The following is a 19,371-nucleotide window of genomic DNA, read 5'->3' on the forward strand; positions in this document are numbered from 1 at the left end:
CGGTCCCACCGGGCAGGGACGTCAGCCCCGGCAGTCGTAGAGGCCTTCTGAGGTGCCGCCCTCGCCTTGTTCGGCGGCGGCTTCCTCGCCCCCGTAGGCGGCCGGGTCGACCAGGGCGCAGTGCTGCCGCACCCACTCCTGCCGCTCGCTCGCGGCGCCGCCCTGACCGCCGGGCATGCCCTGCGGCCGGCCGTCCCCGGCCTGGTCGCCCTCGTTCTGGCCGCCGGGAGCCCGCCCCGGGCCGCCCCCGCCGGGACCACCCCGGCCACCGAGCTGCACGAAGCCGAGTTCGCCCTGCTGCCGCCACTGCTCCAGCAGCTCCACCGACGGCGCGTCGTCGCTGCCCATGAAGCCGCCCATGCCGATCACCCGGAGATCGCTGTTGATGATGTAGGAGCCCGCGCCCATCGCGCCGCCCTCGACCGCCAGCGGGATCTCCCGATCACCGGCGCCGCCGGTGACGTAGGCCAGCAAGGACCGCTGCTGGTCGCTGAGCGATTCCCCGCCCATGCCACCGGGCATCCCGCCCTGCGGCCGGGCGCCGCGACCGTCCCGGTCCTGCTGATCCGGCCGATCGCCACCGCCCTGACCGGGCATCCCGGGCGGGCCGCCGCCACCGGGACCGCCCATCCCGGTGGACGGCCCGGCCGTCGGGTTGGCGCCGCCCATGCCGCCGGTGGATCCGGCGAACGCCGTTGCCGCCGACCACGTGCTCGGCACCGCCAGCAGCGCCGCCAGCGACAGCGCCAGCGCGACCGCGCCCAGCCGCGCCTTCCGGCGGCCCAGCAGCAGCGCGAGCACCGCGGCGACGCCCAGGCCGATCGCGAGGTACCCGGCCCAGCCGTTCCAGTCCGGGTCGCGGAACACCAGCACCGCCGCCCACCCCACGGTGATCACCACACCGAGCGGCAGCAGCACCCAAGCCGCGCCCTCCGGCCGCCGGTAGGCCGCCCAGAACCGGACGAGCCCGGCACCGGCCACCGCGCCGACCGCCGGGGCCAGCATCGTCGTGTAGTACGGGTGCATCGTGCCCTGGGCGAAGCTGAACATGAGCCAGATGAAGCCCAGCCAGCCGCCCCACAGCACCCAGCCGGCCGCGCGGAACCGATCGCCCGGCTCGCCCGCACGCCGCCGCAGCACCGCGCCACCGGCGACCGCGACCAGGACCAGCAGGCACAACGGCAGCAACCAGCTGATCTGGCCCGCGAGCTGCTCGTTGGCGAAGCGCAGCACACCGGACTCACCGGAGAAACCACCGCCACCACCGGGACCACCGCCGCCTGGGCCGCCACCGCCGCCGTTGCCCTCGCCGCCGAGGATCCGCCCGAACCCGTTGTAGCCGAAGATCAGATCCCAGGCCGAGCCGTCCTCGCTGCCCCCGACGTAGGGCTTCGGCGACGGCCACAGCATCGTCACCGCGACCCACCAGAACGACGTGACCAGCACCGTCACCGCCGCCACGGCCAGGTCGACCGCCTTGCGCGCCCAGGACGCCTCGCGCCCCACCAGGTACACCGCGATGAACACCGGCAGCAGCATCCACGCCTGCAGCATCTTCGTGAGGAAGCCGCAGCCGATCAGCGCGGCCGACAGCACCAGCCACCAGGTCGCCCGCGACGAGCGCTCGGCCCGCAGTGCGCGGGTCAGCGCGTACGCGGCGGCCACCACCAGCAGCACCAGCAGCGTGTCCGGGTTGTTGTCCCGGTTGATCGCCACCGTGATCGGCGTCAGCGCCAGCACCAGCGCCGCGAGCAGCGCCGCGTGCTCCCCCGCCCATCGGCGCACCGTGCGGTGCAGCAGGAACACTCCCGCCACGCCCAGCACGGCCTGCGGGAGCAACACGGCGAACTTGTTGTAGCCGAACACCTGCACCGAGATGACCTGGACCCACAGCGCCATCGGCGGCTTGTCCACCGTGACGACGCCCGCCGGGTCGAACGCGCCGAACAGGAAGTTCTCGAAGCTCTGCGACATCGACTTGACCGCCGCCGAGTAGTACGTGTTGCCCCAGGAGTCCCCGATCCCCCAGGCGTAGAGGACGGCCGAGAGCAAGCAGATCGCCGCGAGCGCGAACGGTTGCCACCGGCTCCGGGCGGGTGCGTCGGCGGCGTCCGATCGAGGCGCGCCGAGAGCGACCGTGGTCATGCGGATTCCTTTGCAGAGGTGGAGGGAGCGGAAGCGGAGCGGAAGACCCAGGACCGCAGCAGCACGAACCGCAGCGCGGTACCGACGACCGACGACGCGACCAGCACTAGCACTTCGAGCCAGCGCGAGGCGTCCGGCACCGCCGCGTCCAGCGCGAGCAGCGCGCCCGAGGTCACGACGTAGTACAGGGCGAACACCACGAGCCCCTGCACGTGCACCCGGCCGGAGGCCGCGGACCGGCCGACGAAGGTGAACCGGCGGTTCGCCTCGGTGTTCCACAACGTCGTCACCGTGAGCGCCACCAGGTTCGCCAGCAACGGCGGCCACCACGACCGCAGCAGCGCGTAGAGCACCGAAGTGACCACAGTGGACAGGATGCCGATCAGGCCGAACGAGAACAGCTGCCACAGCAACCCGTTCTCCCGCTCGGCCAGCACCGCCTGCGGGTGCGCGGCGCGCGGTTCCGGGCGCCGCGGCAACCCCGGCACCGTCGCCGCGCCGGTCACCTTCGCCCGCGCCACCCGCAGCAGCCCCGCGAGGTCGTCGGTGGCGGTCTTGGCGACGTTGACGCGGGTGTCGACGTCCTCGACCCAGTCCACCGGAACCTCGTGCACCCGCAGGCCGTTGTGCTCGGCCAGCAGCAGCAGCTCGGTGTCGAAGAACCACGCGTCGTCGTGCACGTGCCGCAGCAGCGGCTTCACCACGTCGGTGCGGGCCGCCTTGAAACCGCACTGCGCGTCGGAGAACCGCGCGCCGTGCGTCCAGCGGACGACCTTGTTGTAGCCGCGCGAGATCAGCTCCCGCTTGGCACCCCGGACCGTGCGCGAACCCGGCGCCAGCCGAGAACCGATCGCCAGGTCCGAATGCCCGTTGACCAGCGGCGCGACCAGCGGCAGCAGCGCGTCCAGCCCCGTCGAGAGGTCCACGTCCATGTAGACCACGACATCGGCGTCGCTGTAGCCCCACGCGGTGCGCAGCGCCAGGCCGCGGCCCTTGCGGTCCAGGTGCAGCACCCGCACGTTCGGCATCGCCTCGGACATCTCGTTCGCGACCCGCAGCGTGGCGTCGGTGCTGGCGTTGTCCACGACCGTGATCGACCAGTCGAACGGGAAATCGTGCTCCAGGTGCTCCCGCAGCACCTGCAGGCAACCGGGCAGCGACCGCTCCTCGTTGTGGACCGGGATCACCAGATCGACCGTCGCCGTCTCACGCGCCGTCGCCTCCCGGTGCGCGACCTCGACACTTCCTTGCGGCATCACGTTCTCCCTTTCCGCGTTCTCCCGCTCCTGACGTCACGGCCGGCAGCGGCGGCGACCCGGGTTCCATGGAGCACCGCCGGGTTTTCAAGCGGCTAGGCGCGAGGTGGGAGTTCGCTGGGAATCACGGCCGCCGGGGCACGGGAACCCCGCCGACGGCGCCGAGCGCTCGTGCGCTCCGTCGTCGTACCGGTGGCGAACCCGCCGAGCGGTGACCGTCCCGAGCGCAACGGCGAACGACGGGTGCTCAGCGGCTTCCGCGCGGGAGGGCGACGTCGCCGCACGGCGGCACCTCGATCAAGCGACGACGGAAACCGCCGCGCGGGCATGCCGGGGACCTCGCAGCGGACGTCCAGCCGATTCCCAGGTTCGCCGTCCACCGTCGGGGCCGACGGCGAGCAGAGGAGAAACGCGGTGCGCAAGCTCGAACGGTCCCGGGCGGCCCGGCTGGTGCTGGGCGGCAGCACCGATCCGCCGTGGGCGCGACCGGCGCTGATCGGGGTGCTCGCGGTGGCGGCGGTGCTCGACACCTGGGCGTTGTCGATCAACGAGTGGGCGAACACGTACTACTCGGCCACCGTGCTCGGCATGACGCGCAGCTGGGAGGCGTTCTTCTACGGCTCGCTGGACGCGGCCTCGTTCATCACCGTCGACAAGCCGCCGCTGGCGCTGTGGGCGCAGGCGCTCTCCGCGCGGGCGTTCGGCTTCAACTCCTGGAGCCTGCTGGTCCCGCAGGCCGTGTTCGCGGTGCTGACGGTGCTCGTGCTGCACCACCTGGTGCGCCGGAGCTTCGGGCACGCGGCGGGCCTGCTGGCCGCGCTGGTGCTGGCGGTGACGCCGATCGCGGTGGCGATGGCGCGGCACAACAACCCGGACTCGCTGCTGGTGCTGCTCACGGTGCTCGCCCTGTGGGCGGCGTCCAACGCGATCCGCTCCGGCAAGGCGCTGCCGCTGCTGTGGTGCGCGGTGGCGATCGGGCTCGCATTCAACGTGAAGATGCTGCAGGCGTACTTCGTGCTGCCCGTCATCGCGGTCGTGCACCTCGTCGCCGCCCGGCCGCGGTGGCCGCGCAAGCTGCTGCACCTCGGTGCCGCGACCGCCGTGCTGGTCGTGGTGAGCGCGTCGTGGATGGTCGTCGTGGACTCCGTCCCGGCCGGCTCGCGGCCGTACGTCGGTGGCAGCACCGACAACACGGTGCTCGACCTGCTGCTGGGCTACAACGGGCTCGGCCGCGTCTTCGGCCAGGACCACATCGCCTCCCCCGGCATGATGGGCGGCGGCCCGGGCGGGGGCGGCACGGGCGGCGGCCCGCCGGGCGGCATGCCGGGGCAACTGCCGCCCGGCGGCCCCGGCGGCGGAGGTCCCGGCGGCGGCCCCGGAGGGGGTGGCCCTGGTGGTGGCCCCGGCGGCGATGACGGCGGGCTCACGCGGCTGATCGGCGACCAGGTCGCCGGGCAGATCTCGTGGCTGTTCCCGCTCGCGCTGTGCGGCGCGATCGCGGCGCTGGTGTACCTGCGCCGCCGACCCCGCCACAGCGCCCAGCGCGCGGACTTCCTGCTGTGGTCGGGAACCCTGCTGGTGACGGCCGCGGTCTTCAGCTTCGCCTCCGGCATCTGGCATCCGTACTACACGGTGGCGCTGGCACCGCCGCTCGCGGCGGTCGTCGGCATCGGCGTGGTGTGCATGGTCCGGCTGTTCCGCGTCTCCACCCGCTGGGGCGCGCTGCTGCCGACGTCCATCGCGGCGACGGGGGCCTGGGCGTACCACTTGCTCGACGACGACTTCGTGCCGTGGCTACCGCCGCTGATCGCGGTGCTCACGGCCGTCTCGGTGCTGGTGCTGGCGCTGCTGCTCGCGTTCCCCCGGCAACGCCGGATCAGGCGGGCGAAGGCCGGGATGGCCGCCGTGCTCGCCGGGATCGTGGCGATGTTGTCCGGACCGACGGCGTATGCGCTGACTCCGCTGAGCACGCCGATCCAGGCGACCTTCCCGTCGGCAGGCCCGTCCGGCCAGGGCGGTCCCGGCGGCGGAGGACCCGGCGGCGGACGCGGTGGTCAGGGCGGGCCGAAGCAGGGACAGCGGGCAACGCCCCCGAACACCGCGCCGGACGGCCGGAACGCCGACGGCACGCGCGGAGGCGGGCCGGGCGGGCAGAGCACCGAGGTCAGCGACGAGGTGGTGCGCTACCTGACGGACAACCACCGCGACGAGACCTGGCTCGTGGCCGTCGTCGGTGCCATGGTGGCCGCGCCGATCATCCTCGACACCGGACGGCCCGTGATGGCGGTCGGCGGCTACAACGGCAACGACCCGGCCCCGACGGTGGACGCGCTGCAGAACTACGTGCGGGAAGGGAAATTGCGCTACGTGTGGACCGACGGCACCTCCGGGGTGCGGAGCACGGGCGGCGAGGTCGACACCCGAGTCGTCGACGAGTCGATGACCTGGGTCGTGCGGCACTGCACGGCCGTCGACCCCGCCGCCTACGGCGACACCGGCGACACCGGCACGGCCGACGACACGACCCGAACTCGGCTCTACGACTGCGAAACCCCGCACTGATGCCGTCCCGCGCCACCCTCCGCCGCACCGCGCCACGCGTCGGCGCCGCGCTGCTCGCGGTGCTGTGCACGGCGAGCACCGCCGCCGCTCCCAGGGAAACCGTTGCGGCGGCACCACTTCCGGTGCCGCCCGCGGCGACCCCGCCGATGGGGTGGAACAGCTGGAACACCTTCGGCTGCGACATCGACGAAGCCGAGATCCGCGGCGTCGCCGACGCGATGGTGCGCTCGGGCATGCGCGACGCCGGCTACCGCTACGTCGTCGTCGACGACTGCTGGTACGAACCGGAACGCGACGCCGACGGGAACCTGCGGGCCGACCGCGCCCGCTTCCCCGGCGGCATGGCCGCGCTCGGCGACTACCTGCACGCGCGCGGCCTGCTGTTCGGCCTCTACATGTCGCCGAACGTCGAGACCTGCGCCCAGCACACCGGCGCCTACCCGGGGCAGACCGGCAGCGGGGACCGCGAGTTCCAGGACGCCCGCACCTTCGCGTCCTGGGGCGTGGACTACCTGAAGTACGACTGGTGCAGCGGAGCCGGTTCCCCGCGCACCCAGCGGGCGGCGTTCACCGCGATGCGCGACGCGCTGACCGCGACCGGCAGGCCCATCGCCTACAGCATCAACCCGAACAGCAACTTCCCCGGCGCACCGGGCGAATCCGAGAGCTGGTGCGGCGTCGCGCACCTGTCCCGCACGACCGAGGACATCCAGCCCGTCTGGAGCACGGGCCACCGCAACGAACACCCGATGGGCGTGCGCGACATCATCGAAGTCCACAGTGGAGTGAACGATCGCCCGGAACCCGGATGCTGGAACGACCCGGACATGCTCGAAGTCGGCGTGCACGACGTCGGCGGCTACGCGGGACTCACCCCGCAGGAGCAGCGCACTCACCTGAGCATGTGGGCGATGTTCGCCGCACCGCTCATCGCGGGCAACGACCCGAGGACCACGACCGCACCCGTCCTGGACCTGCTCACCGACCCCGGAATCCTCGCCATCGACCAGGATCCGCTCGGCGCCGCCGCCACCCGCACCACCGGCGGCGACCACCAGGTGTGGGTCAAACCGCTGCACGACGGCACCGCCGTGGCGCTCTACAACCGCGGCGACGAGCCCGCCCGCATCAGCACCGCCCTCGCCGAAATCGGGCTCAGCGCGAGAATCCATCGCGTCCGCGACCTGCGCGACGGCCGGATCACCGAGACCGCCGACCGCGTCACCGCCGACGTTCCCGCCCACGGCACCGCCCTGCTGCGGCTCGATCAGTAGTGCGCGTTGCGCGGCTTCGGCTGGCACACCGGGCAGCTGTAGGACGAGCGGTTCATGAACGCGTTCCGGCGCACCACCGCCCCGCAGCGCGGGCACGGGCGGTCGGCCTGGCCGTACACCGCGAGCGACCTGTCGAAGTAGCCGGATTCGCCGTTCACGTTGACGTACAGCGCGTCGAACGAGGTACCACCGGCCTCCAGCGCGGTGGACATCACCTCGGTCACCGCCGCCAGCAGCGCGCGCACCTCCGGCCGGGTCAACGTCTCCGTCGGGCGCGCCCAGTGCAGCTTCGCCCGCCACAACGCCTCATCGGCGTAGATGTTGCCGACGCCCGAGACCAGGCTCTGGTCCAGCAGCGCGCGCTTGACCCCGGTGCGCCGCGACCGCAGCTTCGCCACCACCGCTTCGAGGTCGAAGACCTCCTCCAGCGGATCAGGGGCGATGTGCGCCACCGGCGTCGGCAGCAGCACCCCGCCGACCTCCACCTGATCGGCCAGGCTCAGCCCGCCGAACGTGCGCTGGTCGACGAACCGCAGCTCCGGGCCGCCATCGGCGAAGCCGAACCGCACCCGCAGGTGCTTCTCGTCCGGAGTCCCCACCGGCTGCACCAGCAGCTGGCCGCTCATGCCGAGGTGGGTCAGCACCGCCTCGCCCGGCGCCTGCGCGGTACCGACGAACTCGGTGGCCTGCGGCGCCGCGTCCTCGGCGAGCTCCAGCCACAGGTACTTGCCGCGCCGCCGCGCCGCGCGGACCTCGCGCCCGGCCAGCCGAGCCTGGAAGTCCTCCGGCCCCGGCACGTGCCTGCGCACCGCACGCGGATGCAGCACCTCCACGGCGGACACGGTGCGACCGGTGACGTGCTCGGCGACCCCGCGCCGAACGACCTCCACCTCGGGCAACTCCGGCACGAACCCACCTTCCAGCACGCCCGGACCACCAGCGGCCGAGGCGATCAGTTGATCTAGCAGAGCGCGAAAAGGCCGGTCGAGCAGAGGATTCCGCGGCGGATGCCGCCGGAGAGTCCACCGCTCAACCGGCCTCGAAACGGCTCACAGCCAGGCGATCACGCAGAATCGCCGGTGCGAGCAGACCCCTCGGCGGGCTCCGCGGCGGACTCCTCCGCCGCGACGTCTCCGCCACCGGCCTGCTCGGCTTCACCCTGAGCGGCTTGTTCCTGCCGCTCGGACAACGAGCGCCACGCCGCCTCGGCGGCCTTCTGCTCGGCTTCCTTCTTGGTCCGGCCGTCACCCTCGCCGAGGGTGTCACCGGCCACGGACACGAACGCGCTGAACTCCTTGCGGTGATCAGGGCCGCGCTCCTGCACCCGGTACTCCGGCACGCCCTGACCGGTGGCCGCGGTGAGCTCCTGCAGGCTGGTCTTCCAATCCAGCCCGGCACCGCGCTGCGGCGCCTCGGTCAGCAACGACCCGAACAGGCGGTAGATCATGTCCCTGGCCACGTCGATGCCGTGTTCCAGGTACACCGCGCCGAGCACTGCCTCCAAGCTGTCCGCCAGGATGCTCGCCTTGTCCCGGCCGCCGGTGAGCTCCTCACCGCGGCCCAGCAACAAGTACTGGCCGAGCCCGCCCTCGCTGAGGGAACGGGCCACCCCTGCCAGCGCGTGCATGTTCACCAGGCTCGCGCGCAGCTTCGCCAGCTGACCTTCCGGCAGATCCGGGTGCTCCCGGTACAGCCGGTCGGTGATCACCAGTCCGAGCACGGAGTCCCCGAGGAACTCCAAGCGCTCGTTCGGCGGCAGGCCACCGTTCTCGTACGCGTAAGAGCGGTGCGTCAGGGCAAGCGTGAGCAGCTCGGCGTCGAGTTCGACGCCGAGCGCTGACATCAACGGGGCCCGGTCCGTCAAGCGGTTCCGGGACTGCTTTCCCCCCACGCCGCGATCCGCGGGCGTCAGGCGGGCTGGACGACCTGGCGGCCGTCGTACTGGCCGCAGGCCGGGCAGACGACGTGCGGCAGCTTCTGCTCCCGGCAGGCCCGGTTCGAGCACTGCACCAGGGTCGGCGCGGTGGCCTTCCACTGGGACCGGCGGTGCCGGGTGTTGGAGCGGGACATCTTGCGCTTGGGGACGGCCACGACTAGTTCTCCTCTTCGTTTCCGCCGAACCGCTCACGCAGCGCGGCCCAGCGAGGGTCCATCGTCTCATGGGTGTGCTCGGGATCGAGCTCGGCCCACTTCACCCCGCACCCGGTGCACAGGCCCTGGCAGTCCTCACTGCACACCGGGGACGTGGGCATCGTCAGCAGCATGGCGTCCCGCACCGCGGGCTCCAGGTCGATCAGTTCATCGACGACGCGGCTGACCTCGTCCTCGTCGGTGGTGGCGTCGGTCGTGCTGTCCGGGTAGGCGAACAGCTCGCGCAGCTCGATCTCGATCTCCTCGGAGAACTTGTCGAGGCAGCGCGCGCACTCACCCGTGAACTCCGCCGTAGCGGTGCCCGAGATCAGCACTCCTTCCACCACGTTCTCCGCCAGCACGTCGAGCCGGACCGGATCGCCCTCGGGCACTCCGATCATGTCCAGGCCGAAACCGGCAGGCGCCGGCGCACTGCGGGTAAAGCTGCGGCTGCTGCCCGCGCGGTTGCCGAGCTCGCGGGTGTCGATCACCCACGGGCCGACCTGCGGGGCGGCGCTTGCTGCGTCACGGTTCTGGGACATCACGGATCTCGTCGAAGCGAAGGGGCGGGTCAGGTGTGCCAGCCGAAGGCTGAGCGACCGTCCCGGGCCGGTGCTGCTTGGTCCAGGTGCGGTACCGATGGCGTGAACGGCCGGAGCCGTCCAGCTCGCGCGGAGCACCCGGCCGGGCCGGCACCAGGTCCGGCCCACCGCCCGGCCCGCGCGGAGTCAGCACTCCGGAAAGCGGGATCAACGGGCCTCCGTGGGACCGGCCAGGCGACCGGAACGCATCCGGACGGACCTCGCACGGCCATCGGGGCCAGGGTACGCCACGCCTCCGACCACCGGAAATCACCCCGGCGCAAAGCGCGTACCAGGGAGTGGGCCCCGGAAACCGATCTTTCGATCCGCGCCTCGTCCGCGGAGAAACCGATCAGAGTGAGCGAGCGGACCACCGGCGGTCCTCAGCGGCTCCCTCGCGAGAAGTTGATCCCGCAGCGAGGAAGCCGCTGAGCTACCGGCCGAACAGGAGGTCAGTTCTCCTCGTAGGCGTTCGCCCCGGCGCGCGAGTCCTCGTAGTCGAACGGCACGCCGACCGGGCTGCGCAGCTGCTGGCGCCCCTTGCCGACCGTGCGCAGCGTGCGGCTGAGCAGGTCTTCGAAGTCCGCCAAGCGCGAGTCCACGTAGGCGTCGCACTCGGTGCGCAGCCGTTCCGCGTCCTCGTTGGCGACCTCGACGATGCGCCGCGACTCGCTGTGCGCGGCCTGCGCGACCTCGGTGTCGGCGACGAGGCGAGCCTGCTCGGACCGCCCCTCGTGCACCGACTGCTCGTAGGCCGCCCGGCCCGCCTGCACCATGCGGTCCGCCTCGGACTGGGCGCGGCCCACGTAGTCCTCGTACTCGCGGCGACCGGCGGTCACCGACTCCTCCGCGCGGGCGCGGGCGTCGGCGATGAGCTGGTCGGCCTGTTCCTGGGCGTCGGCGATCAGCTGCTCGGCCTCGGCGCGCGCCGAGGAGACGGTGCGGTCCGCCTCCGACCGGGCGTCCCCTATGGCCTTGCCGGACTGCGCCTCCGCCTTGGACACCACGTCATCGCGGTGGTCGAGCACGTCCTGGGCGTCGTCGAGCTCCTGCGGGATCGCGTCCCGCACGTCGTCGAGCAGCTCCAGCACATCGCCACGGGGTACGACGCAGCCCGAGGTCATCGGTACCCCGCGCGCCTCCTCCACGATCGTGACGAGCTCGTCCAGCGCCTCGAAAACCCGGTACACCTCGATCTCCCTGCCGTCGTAGCCGTCCGGAGCGGCAAGCATGACACCAGACTCCGGCCCCGGGGATCACGGGTCGGCCGATCACCAGTGTGCCGCCGCAGGCCATGCGAGGTGTGGACCCTCGCCGCGCGTGTCCCGATTCACGCCGAACGCCACGAACGCGCCGGGTCCCGCTCCCGAGACGACGAACGGGCCGCCCGCCCCGCGTGGGGCGAGCGGCCCGGCGTCGATGCTCTCCTCGTCGAGCGGGCGGAACCCGCGGAGTTCGATCTCGCGGCGCGACGGCCGCCGAGCTCCGTATCGCCCGTCGAGGCCGGGGCGAACCGGTCAGCCGTCGATGTTCGTGATGGAGAAGCTCTCGTAGTGGTCGTCGGTGTAGAAGAACTCCGTGCCGCCACCGACGACGAAGCGGCGGGCGCCGCGGTCGTCGCTACCGGGGGTCTCCACCGTGTACTCCTTGTAGTAGCCGTCCTCGCAGTCCGGCAGGATGCCCTCGCGGTTGGAGAAGGTCTGGTCGTCCTGCGGGTACGGGTAGGGCCCACCGGCCTTGATCAGGTTCACGGTGTCGGTGGCCTCGGGGGGCAGCGCCGAGAGGTCCACCGGGGGGAACTCGGCGGTGTCACCGCACGCGGCGGCGGCGACCTGCTCGGTCTGAGCGGTGACCGGACCGGCGGCCACCGCGGCGGCGGAGACCCCGAACAGGCCCGCGACGGCGAGCAGCCCGGCCAGCAGGACGTTCATGGCTTTCGACGAGATCTTCATGTCGCGGACGCTAACCGCAGGTCATGATCACCTGGCGGGTTGTCGTGAACACGAAGCCGAACGCGAGCACAGTTCACCCGGCCGTGGCTCTACGGTCGATCCGTGACATCTCCCGTTCTCCGGCGAGCCGCCGAATCCGACCTGGACGCCATCGTCGACCTGCTCGCCGACGATCCCCTCGGACGCACCAGGGAACACCCCGGCGACCCCGCGTACGCCGCCGCGTTCGCCGCGATCGACGCCGACCCGAACCAGCTGCTCGCCGTCGCCGACCTCGACGGAGCGATCGTGGGAACGCTGCAGCTGACCTTCATCCCGGGCCTGTCCCACGCGGGCGCCACCCGCGCGCAGCTCGAAGCGGTGCGGGTGCGGACGGACCGGCGCGGCGACGGGCTCGGCCGGGAACTGGTGACGTGGGCGATCGAGCAGGCCCGGCGGCGGGGCGCGGCGATGGTGCAGCTGACCAGCAACGTCTCCCGCGAGCGAGCGCACCGGTTCTACGAACGGCTCGGTTTCGAGCACACCCACGTCGGCATGAAGCTCGACCTGCGCGCCTGAGCCGAGCTCACCACCCGCCTTTGAGCTCGTCTTCCCAGCTGAGCGGGATTGTTCGTCATTTTCTTGTCAGCGGCGAAGCCGCTGAGCAGTGACCAGCTTGAGCAAGGTGACCACCGGCGGGTTCTCAGCGGTTTCCTCGCGAGGACAGCTTTTTCCCTCGTGGCGGAGCCACTTGGGAAAAAGATCCCGCAGCGAGGAAACCGCTGAGGTTCCGCTGAGCGACCCCGCCACGCAAGTCAAGATCAAAGAGCAGGGCGATCAAGAGCCTTCGGCGTTGCGTTCCTGGACGCGCTGCACCAACCGCTGCTCGATCTTCGGCGGCACCAGGCTGGCCACGTCACCACCGTAGGTGGCGACCTCCTTGACCAGGGAGCTCGCCAGGAAGCTGTAGAGCGGGTTGGTCGACATGAACAGCGTTTCGACCCCGGACAGGCGCTGGTTCATCTGCGCCATCTGGAGCTCGTAGTCGAAGTCGCTGACCGCGCGCAGGCCCTTGACGATCGCGGCGATCCCGTTGGTCTGGCAGTAGTCCACCAGCAGGCCGTGCCAGGAGTCGATGCGCACGTTCGGCCACGGCGCGGTGACCTCGCGCAGCATCTCCAGCCGCTCGTCGACGGAGAATAGGCTGCGCTTGCTCTTGTTCACCAGGACCGCGACGACCACCTCGTCGAACAGGCCCGCGGCCCGCTCGATGATGTCGAGATGACCGTTGGTGGCCGGGTCGTAGGAGCCTGGGCACACGGCACGCCTCATGAGGCGGGACGTTAGCACCGGCGGCCCCCGCCCTCAGGCCGGACGTGGCGGGGGTCACCGCGGCCTCGACCGGTCAGATCCACCCCTCGTCCCACGCCTTCTTCGCCGCTTCGACCCGGGTCACCGCGTGCAGTTTGGTCATCGCGGAAGACAGGTAGTTGCGCACGGTCCCCGGCGCGAGGTGGACGCGTTCCGCGATCACGTTCACGGTGGCGCCGTCCAAGGCCTCTCGCAGCGCTTCCAACTCCCTGGCGGTCAGCGGGCAGTCGCCTTCGGTCAGCGCGGCGCTGGCGATGCGCGAGTCGACGTAGCGACCGCCCTGGTTGACGGTCCGGATGATCCGCGGGAGTTCCTCGCTGGAGGTCGTCTTGGTCACGAACGCCGCCGCTCCCGAGGCGAGCGCGCGGCGCAGCGCGGCCGGCCGGGCGTGCCGGGTCAGCAGCACGATCTTCACCAGCGGTACTTCCCGCAGGATCTCGGCCGTGGCCGACAACCCGTCCAGCACCGGCATGTCCAGGTCGAGGATGGCGACGTCCGGCTGGTGCTCGCGCACCGCTTCGATCGACTCGGCCCCCGTGCACGCCTGGGCCACCACTTCCAGGTCGTCCTCGAGCGACAGCAGCAGCGAGAGGGAGTCCAGCAGCAGGTTCTCGTCGTCGGCGAGCACCACTCGAATGTTCGCCCCGCTCATCGGCGCCCCTCACCGCAGTTCGCCGTCGCGCCCGCCGGGATCATTCCCGACAGCTCGTGCTCCCGGCCATTCCTACATCGATGCCGCACAGTTCCTCCCAGTTCCGCGAACCTGTCCTGCAATCCCGCGATCCCGCGATCCGGGCCGGCACCTTCGACTCCACCTGAAACCCCATCGTTCAGAATGGTGACCCGATAGTCGGGTTGCGCCGAAATGGTGACCGAACAGCTCGAACCGCGCGAATGCCGGATTATGTTCGTCACGCCCTCGCGTATCAGCAATCCGAACATCGGCGCGATCGACTCCGGTATGTCCTCGGCCGAACCGTCGATGCGCGTGCCGACTCCCGCAGATTCCAGAATGCGTACCGCGTTGGCCAGTTCCTCCGCGAGGTGAACCGCTCGATAATCGTGCACTACGGCGTGCATCTCATCCAGCGCGGCAGTGGCGAGAGATTGCAGCCGCCGCGCCCGCTCGACCGCCGCGTCGGGGTCCTTGGCCAGCAGCTTCGGGAGGAGTCCGGCCTCCAGCGCGATCACCTGCAGGTGCTGGCCCTGGATGTCGTGGAGGTCCCCGGCGAAGCGCAGCCGTTCACGCGCCACCGCGAGATCGGCGGAGACCGCCCGCAGCTGGTCCAGCGTGAGCACCAGCCTGCTCACCCAGTTCTGGCAGAGCACCGCGGTGGTCAGTCCTGCGCAGATGCCCGCGCCCATCCCGGCCACCGCGATCGACCGCCCGCTGCCGGCGCCCGCCGCCACGCCCACCAGGACGACCAGGGAGCACCCGGCGGCGATCCGCACCACGGCGGCGCGCCAGGACTGCTCCGATTCGACCCAGGTGATGATGCCGACGGCGATCGGCAAGGCGCTGATCCACGCCGATTCGGCGACCGGCCCGTCGAACGCCCAGAAGATCAGTGCCGCGACCGTACCGATCACCCGGATGTGCGCACGTCGCGGATGCTTTCCCGGGAACAAAGAACGCCCCAACAACCACAGCGAACATCCGGTGGACACCACCAGGAGGAGGGTTTTGGCGGTATCTCCCCCACTCCATTGCCGCTCGCCGAGAAGTTGTTGCAGCGGCAGAAATCCCGCGATGAGCGCCAGCGCTGATTGAGTCAGAGCAGCATAGCCCTCGATCCAGCGCAAGGTGCTCCGATCCACCGGATGCGGCGGATCGAGCGGGGTCCGAAATTCTGCCACTGACCGAGACTAGCACGGACATACCGGAAAAGTTGCGCTTTTCGCAATGTCGAAACCATGCACCGATACCACCGCCGAAAACGTTTCGCCCTTATCCGATCCGCACTCCGAACGCCACCCCGGAAAGAGACTTCTCGTCCCTGATCAGCCGTCCCCGATCCGCAACCCCGTCTTCTCCGCGAGGAAGACCAGATCCACGCTCGCCGCCCGGACCAGATCCGCCACCGGAGTGCTCTCGTGGCCCGCTGCGGAGTCGTGCACCAGCATCGTCCGCGTTCCAGGAGAAGCCTCCTGCAACCGCGCGCACATCTTCCGGGCGTGACACGCGTCGACCCGGACGTCACCGGCCGAGGCCAGCAGCAGCACGTCCGGGTACCGGCACCCGTCCTCGACCCGGTGGTACGGCGAGTAGGCGGCGAGCCAGCCGAGCTCTTCGGCGACCTCGGGCGAGCCGTATTCGTCGGTCCACAGCGCAGCGGCACCGAACCGGTCGTAGCGCACCATGTCGCACAGCGGGGACCAGCAGCTGGCCGCGGCGAACAGGTCCGGGCGTCGAGTGACGGCCGCCGCGACGGTCAGGCCGCCGTTGGAGGTCCCGGTAGCGGCGAGCCGGGACGGCGTGGTCCAGCCTTCTCCGATCAAGTGCTCGGCCGCGGCCTCGAAGTCGTCGAAGGTGCGCCGCTTGTGCTCACGGCGCCCGTCGTCGTGCCACCGGGCGCCCAGCTCCGCGCCGCCGCGCGCCAAGACCTTCGCCCAGATCCCCCCGGCCCGCACCCATTCCAACGCGGCGGCGGAATAGGACGGCACCTGGTTCACGCCGAATCCGCCGTATCCGGTCAGCAACGCGGGTTTCGGCCCGCCGGAGGTGTCTCCCAGCACGAACATGGGCACCGCGGTCCCGTCCGCAGAGCGCACGTGGACCTGCCGCACCGTCGGTTCCGCGCGATCCTGCGCCTCCCCCGCAGCCGGGTGGGCCCCGGTCGCGAGGTCGGCGACCCGCACCGACGGCGGGGTGCTGAAGCTCGTCCAGGTGAACGCCAGCACGTCAGGCCGCTCCGGCACCGACGCCAGTTCGGTGACGGTCCCGACGCCCGGCAGTGCCACCTCCACCGGTTCGCCCGTCCCGTCCGCGGGGTGCACGCGCAGTTCGGACCGCGCGCGGTCCTGCGCCAGCACCGCCAAGCGCGGGGCATCTCCCGGCAGGAAGCAGAAGTGCCGCAACGCCTTCCCCGGATGCTCGGGGACGACCACGTCCCAGTTCTCCCGCGCCGGGCTCGCCGGGTCCACCCGCACGATCCGACCGAACGGAGCGTCCACAGTGGTCATGATGTACAGGTGGCCGTCCGCCTCAACCCGGCCCCGGTAGCGCCCGGAAGCCGTCTCGTCGGAGACGAGAACCGCCGCACTCGACGCCACGAGGTCGACCAGCCACATCGATTGCGCCGAACCAGGTCCGTCGCCGACGTGCACCACGAGCCGGTCGCTGCCCGGCGCGAGTTGCAGGTCGAACACTGCGGTGGCCCACTCGCCCGCATCCAGCAGGAGGACGTCTTCGTTCGCGGGCGCGCCCACCCGGTGCCGATGCACCGCACGCCGGCAACGCTCGCCGGACTCGGCGGAGACCACGTAGGCGAACTCCTCGCCGCCGGGCAGCCACACCGCGGATCCCGGGTGCACCCGCTGGACGGGGCCGTCCAGCAGGGCGCCGGTCGCCACGTCGACCACGTCCAGCACCGTCCGCTCCTCGCCCGGATTCGAGGTGCACACCGCGATCCGGGTGCCCTCGTGGCTCACGTTCCACGCACCGAGCAGCGCGTCCGGCCGCCCGGCGCCCGCACCCGACCACACCACCCGCGCGCGGCCGTCCTCGATCACCTTCAGCACCGGGTCGGCGCCGTCGGCCGCGGCGATGAACTTCCGCGCTCCTCGCAGCACCGGGATTCGCTGCGCGCCGGTGCCGAGCGACGCCTGCAGCCGCCTCCGCACCGCGTCGATCCGATCTCGGCGGGCGTCGGTCCAGCCCGTCAGGTGCCGCCGCTGCTCGTCCAGCCACCGAGTGGTGCGCTCGTCACCGAGGTCCTCCAGCCACCGGTGCCGGTCTTCGACGTCGACGAGAGCTCCAGGGTCACGCGGCATTCGAGCGCACCGCCTTCGCCACGACGTCGAGCACGGCGGGCAGATCAGGCATCATCCCCGGCTCGGCCGCGCCGTTGAACGCCGCTCGGCCGGTGGTGGTCGGTACCAACGCGCGACCGTCGCCCGCCAGCAGCGCCAGGTTCCGCTCGGTCGCCGGTGCGCTCAGCAGGCGCCGCCCCAACGCAGGCGCCAGCACTACCGGTGCCTCGGTGAACGCGACGGTGGCGCTCGCGACGTCGTCGCTGAAGCCGTGCGCGCACTTCGCGAGGAAGTTGTTCGTCGCCGGTGCCGCCAGCACCAGGTCCGCCCACTCCGCCGCCCACCGGTGGACGACCTCGCCGGTTCCGGCATCCCAACCGGGGCCGATGACGGGGCGCCCGCACGCCGCGGCCAGCGCGGCCGGCCGCACCAGCTCCGCCGCGGTCCGGGTCACGCACCCAGTGATGTTCCAGCCGTAGCGGTCCCGCAGGACCATCACCCAGGCCGGGAGCACCGACACCATGATCGAACCGGTTCCGATGAGCAGCAGGTTTCCGCGGGGGAGTTCGATTTCGGGAAACGTCGCGGTCACGTCCACCTCCGCTGTCCGCCGTCGAGCAACGCCGCCGCCGTGGACAGGTGCGCTGCCATCCGCACCGGTTCGACTCCCCCGCGTACAGCGGCCCGCACGCGATCCAGCAGGTGGTAAGCGACCACCGGCGGGCGCACCGGCGTACCTCGGGCCAGCCGGTCCGTCAGCTCGCGCAACGCGGGTGCGGCGACCTTGCTCCCAGCGGTGAAAGCGGTGGACAGCAGCAACGCGTCGGCGACGAGGCGGTGGGCGACGGCGTCCTGCTGCCAGCGCGGTCCGGGCCGCTGCACCTGCACGACGACGCCTTCAGCCGAACCGAGCACGAAGATCGAGGTGAAACCCACGGCTGCGGCGGGAACCGGCCCGGTGTCGTCCGCTTCGACCGCGACCGCCGCGTCCGGGACGACTTCGCGCACGGACTCCTCGGCGAGGAATCGGCGTGCCCGCTCCACGAGTTCGTCCGGCGGCCGATCGAGCCGGGCGTGCTCGCCGGGGCCGCGCGCGATCGACGGAGCCGCGGACACCAGCAGCTCGACGACGCCGGGATCGGGCGGATGCTCGGTCGACAACTCCGCCAGCAGCGACCTCGCATGCTCCGGGGGGTGCGGCGCGTCGGTGAAGCGCACCGCGGCGGGCGACGTCATGCGGGTTCCTCCAGAACGTGCGGGCGTAGCTGTTCGACGAGCCGTTCGGCGCGCACCGGTCGCCCCTCTCGGCCTGCCTCGACCAGGAACGTGGCGAACAGGTGGGCCACCTCGACCCCGAAGCTGTGCTCCCCGCCGGCGAGCGCGCCGTGGGCGCTCGCGATGCCGGTGCCGCAGCGGAACGCGAAGCCCGGCACGGGGTCGGCCAGCGCGGGACGCGCCCGCATCAACGCCGCCAGCACATCGGCACGCCGCGCCGCGGCCAGGTAGATCACCACGTTGTCCGGGCGGTCGCCCGCCCCGGTCGAGGTGCAGAACTTCGCGCGCCACCGGACTTCGCGCAGCGCGTCGAGGGCCTCGAGCACCTCGGCGCACCCGTCTCCGACGTCTGCCAGGTGCAAGTAGATCCGGTTCTCCAGCCGGGCGGGCGCTCCCCAGGCGCTCACCACTCCGAACCATCCGACCAGCGGGGCCCGCTGCGATCGGGGCAGTGCGACGGTCAGCGTTCCCGGCTCCGGACCAGGGGTCGCGCTCGATACCGGGACCAGCAGTCGCACCCCGTGCCGTCGAATCTGCCGGTTTCCGCCCTGCGGCGGTCCGATCGGGTGCCATCCGGTGCTCGGATACGACCCGTCCACCGCGGCGACGAGTCGTCCGAGGACGCGTTCGTCGGCAGTGGTGGTCTCCGGAGCGTTCCCGGTCAGGTGGACGTCGTGGTAGAGCCAGCTCCGGACCACCGCGACCGAAGTGCCGTCCGCAGCGTTCACGACGGCGCCGTCGGATTCGCGCCGCAGCCCTGCGGCCCCGGTCCGGGACACGTGAGCGCGGACCTGCTCGGCCCACCGCCGGACCTCGTCGTTCAAGGCCGAGCCGACCTCGTCGGTGCGCATCACCGCTGGCGCTCCTTAGTCTC

Annotated in this window: 18 protein-coding genes; 3 read left to right on the forward strand and 15 right to left on the reverse strand. The window is 71.6% G+C overall.

Annotated elements, in window-relative coordinates; genetic code table 11:
- Positions 1 to 21: 21 nt before the first annotated feature.
- Together BJ969_RS22495 and BJ969_RS22500 are read right to left on the reverse strand one after the other, a co-directional pair.
- The gene (locus tag BJ969_RS22495; protein ID WP_184481804.1) at positions 22 to 2,145 is read right to left on the reverse strand and encodes an ArnT family glycosyltransferase; all 2,124 of its coding nucleotides are present in this window, start codon (positions 2,143 to 2,145) and stop codon (positions 22 to 24) included.
- Positions 2,142 to 3,401: a bifunctional glycosyltransferase family 2/GtrA family protein gene (locus tag BJ969_RS22500; protein WP_184481806.1), complete on the reverse strand. Its 1,260-nt coding sequence runs from the start codon at positions 3,399 to 3,401 to the stop codon at positions 2,142 to 2,144. Before BJ969_RS22500 ends, BJ969_RS22495 begins: the two co-directional genes overlap by 4 nt.
- Before the next feature lie 414 nt (positions 3,402 to 3,815).
- Here BJ969_RS22500 and BJ969_RS22505 point away from each other — a divergent pair, with 414 nt between their 5' ends.
- Positions 3,816 to 5,963, forward strand: coding sequence for a glycosyltransferase family 39 protein (locus BJ969_RS22505; protein ID WP_221315914.1), 2,148 nt, complete (start codon positions 3,816 to 3,818; stop codon positions 5,961 to 5,963).
- Positions 5,963 to 7,237, forward strand: a complete 1,275-nt coding sequence (locus BJ969_RS22510; RefSeq protein ID WP_246457059.1) for a glycoside hydrolase family 27 protein — start codon at positions 5,963 to 5,965, stop codon at positions 7,235 to 7,237. The genes BJ969_RS22505 and BJ969_RS22510 overlap by 1 nt, the downstream gene beginning before the upstream one ends.
- On the opposite strand, the gene mutM is transcribed toward BJ969_RS22510, so the two are convergent.
- The 6 genes from mutM to BJ969_RS22540 all read right to left on the reverse strand — a co-directional run bounded on the left by mutM (position 7,231) and on the right by BJ969_RS22540 (position 11,900).
- On the reverse strand, positions 7,231 to 8,145 hold the full coding sequence (gene mutM, locus BJ969_RS22515) for a bifunctional DNA-formamidopyrimidine glycosylase/DNA-(apurinic or apyrimidinic site) lyase (RefSeq protein ID WP_184481810.1): 915 nt from the start codon (positions 8,143 to 8,145) through the stop codon (positions 7,231 to 7,233). The genes BJ969_RS22510 and mutM overlap by 7 nt on opposite strands.
- A 155-nt stretch (positions 8,146 to 8,300) precedes the next feature.
- Positions 8,301 to 9,080 carry a ribonuclease III gene (rnc, locus tag BJ969_RS22520; RefSeq protein WP_221315915.1) on the reverse strand — a complete coding sequence of 260 codons (780 nt, stop codon included), beginning with the start codon at positions 9,078 to 9,080 and terminating at the stop codon, positions 8,301 to 8,303.
- 65 nt (positions 9,081 to 9,145) lie between these two features.
- On the reverse strand, positions 9,146 to 9,328 hold the full coding sequence (gene rpmF / locus BJ969_RS22525) for a 50S ribosomal protein L32 (protein WP_184481814.1): 183 nt from the start codon (positions 9,326 to 9,328) through the stop codon (positions 9,146 to 9,148).
- Positions 9,329 to 9,330: 2 nt separating this feature from the next.
- A complete protein-coding gene (locus BJ969_RS22530) occupies positions 9,331 to 9,909 on the reverse strand; it encodes a YceD family protein (protein WP_184481816.1) in 579 nt (192 codons plus the stop codon).
- Between the two features lie 491 nt (positions 9,910 to 10,400).
- Positions 10,401 to 11,138 carry a DivIVA domain-containing protein gene (locus tag BJ969_RS22535; protein ID WP_184485656.1) on the reverse strand — a complete coding sequence of 246 codons (738 nt, stop codon included), beginning with the start codon at positions 11,136 to 11,138 and terminating at the stop codon, positions 10,401 to 10,403.
- A gap of 327 nt (positions 11,139 to 11,465) precedes the next feature.
- On the reverse strand, positions 11,466 to 11,900 hold the full coding sequence (locus BJ969_RS22540; protein WP_184481818.1) for a guanyl-specific ribonuclease: 435 nt from the start codon (positions 11,898 to 11,900) through the stop codon (positions 11,466 to 11,468).
- 102 nt (positions 11,901 to 12,002) lie between these two features.
- On the opposite strand from BJ969_RS22540, the gene BJ969_RS22545 reads away from it, so the two are divergent.
- Entirely contained in the window at positions 12,003 to 12,458 is a 456-nt protein-coding gene (locus BJ969_RS22545; RefSeq protein WP_184481820.1) for a GNAT family N-acetyltransferase, read from the forward strand.
- 258 nt (positions 12,459 to 12,716) lie between these two features.
- Here BJ969_RS22545 and coaD read toward each other — a convergent pair whose 3' ends face one another.
- The 7 genes from coaD to BJ969_RS22580 all read right to left on the reverse strand — a co-directional run bounded on the left by coaD (position 12,717) and on the right by BJ969_RS22580 (position 19,348).
- Positions 12,717 to 13,211: a pantetheine-phosphate adenylyltransferase gene (gene coaD / locus BJ969_RS22550; protein ID WP_184481822.1), complete on the reverse strand. Its 495-nt coding sequence runs from the start codon at positions 13,209 to 13,211 to the stop codon at positions 12,717 to 12,719.
- Between the two features lie 73 nt (positions 13,212 to 13,284).
- Complete coding sequence (locus tag BJ969_RS22555; RefSeq protein ID WP_184481824.1) at positions 13,285 to 13,902, reverse strand: response regulator; 618 nt, start codon at positions 13,900 to 13,902, stop codon at positions 13,285 to 13,287.
- Complete coding sequence (locus BJ969_RS30905; RefSeq protein WP_184481826.1) at positions 13,899 to 15,107, reverse strand: histidine kinase; 1,209 nt, start codon at positions 15,105 to 15,107, stop codon at positions 13,899 to 13,901. The genes BJ969_RS22555 and BJ969_RS30905 overlap by 4 nt, the downstream gene beginning before the upstream one ends.
- A 144-nt stretch (positions 15,108 to 15,251) precedes the next feature.
- Positions 15,252 to 17,243, reverse strand: a complete 1,992-nt coding sequence (locus BJ969_RS22565; RefSeq protein ID WP_184481828.1) for a prolyl oligopeptidase family serine peptidase — start codon at positions 17,241 to 17,243, stop codon at positions 15,252 to 15,254.
- On the reverse strand, positions 17,233 to 17,814 hold the full coding sequence (locus tag BJ969_RS22570; protein ID WP_184481830.1) for a flavoprotein: 582 nt from the start codon (positions 17,812 to 17,814) through the stop codon (positions 17,233 to 17,235). Before BJ969_RS22570 ends, BJ969_RS22565 begins: the two co-directional genes overlap by 11 nt.
- Complete coding sequence (locus tag BJ969_RS22575) at positions 17,811 to 18,458, reverse strand: hypothetical protein (RefSeq protein WP_184481831.1); 648 nt, start codon at positions 18,456 to 18,458, stop codon at positions 17,811 to 17,813. The genes BJ969_RS22570 and BJ969_RS22575 overlap by 4 nt, the downstream gene beginning before the upstream one ends.
- Positions 18,455 to 19,348 carry a T3SS effector HopA1 family protein gene (locus BJ969_RS22580; protein WP_184481833.1) on the reverse strand — a complete coding sequence of 298 codons (894 nt, stop codon included), beginning with the start codon at positions 19,346 to 19,348 and terminating at the stop codon, positions 18,455 to 18,457. Before BJ969_RS22580 ends, BJ969_RS22575 begins: the two co-directional genes overlap by 4 nt.
- Positions 19,349 to 19,371: the final 23 nt, after the last annotated feature.

It is taken from the genome of Saccharopolyspora gloriosae (assembly GCF_014203325.1).
Taxonomy (GTDB): Bacteria; Actinomycetota; Actinomycetes; order Mycobacteriales; family Pseudonocardiaceae; genus Saccharopolyspora_C; species Saccharopolyspora_C gloriosae.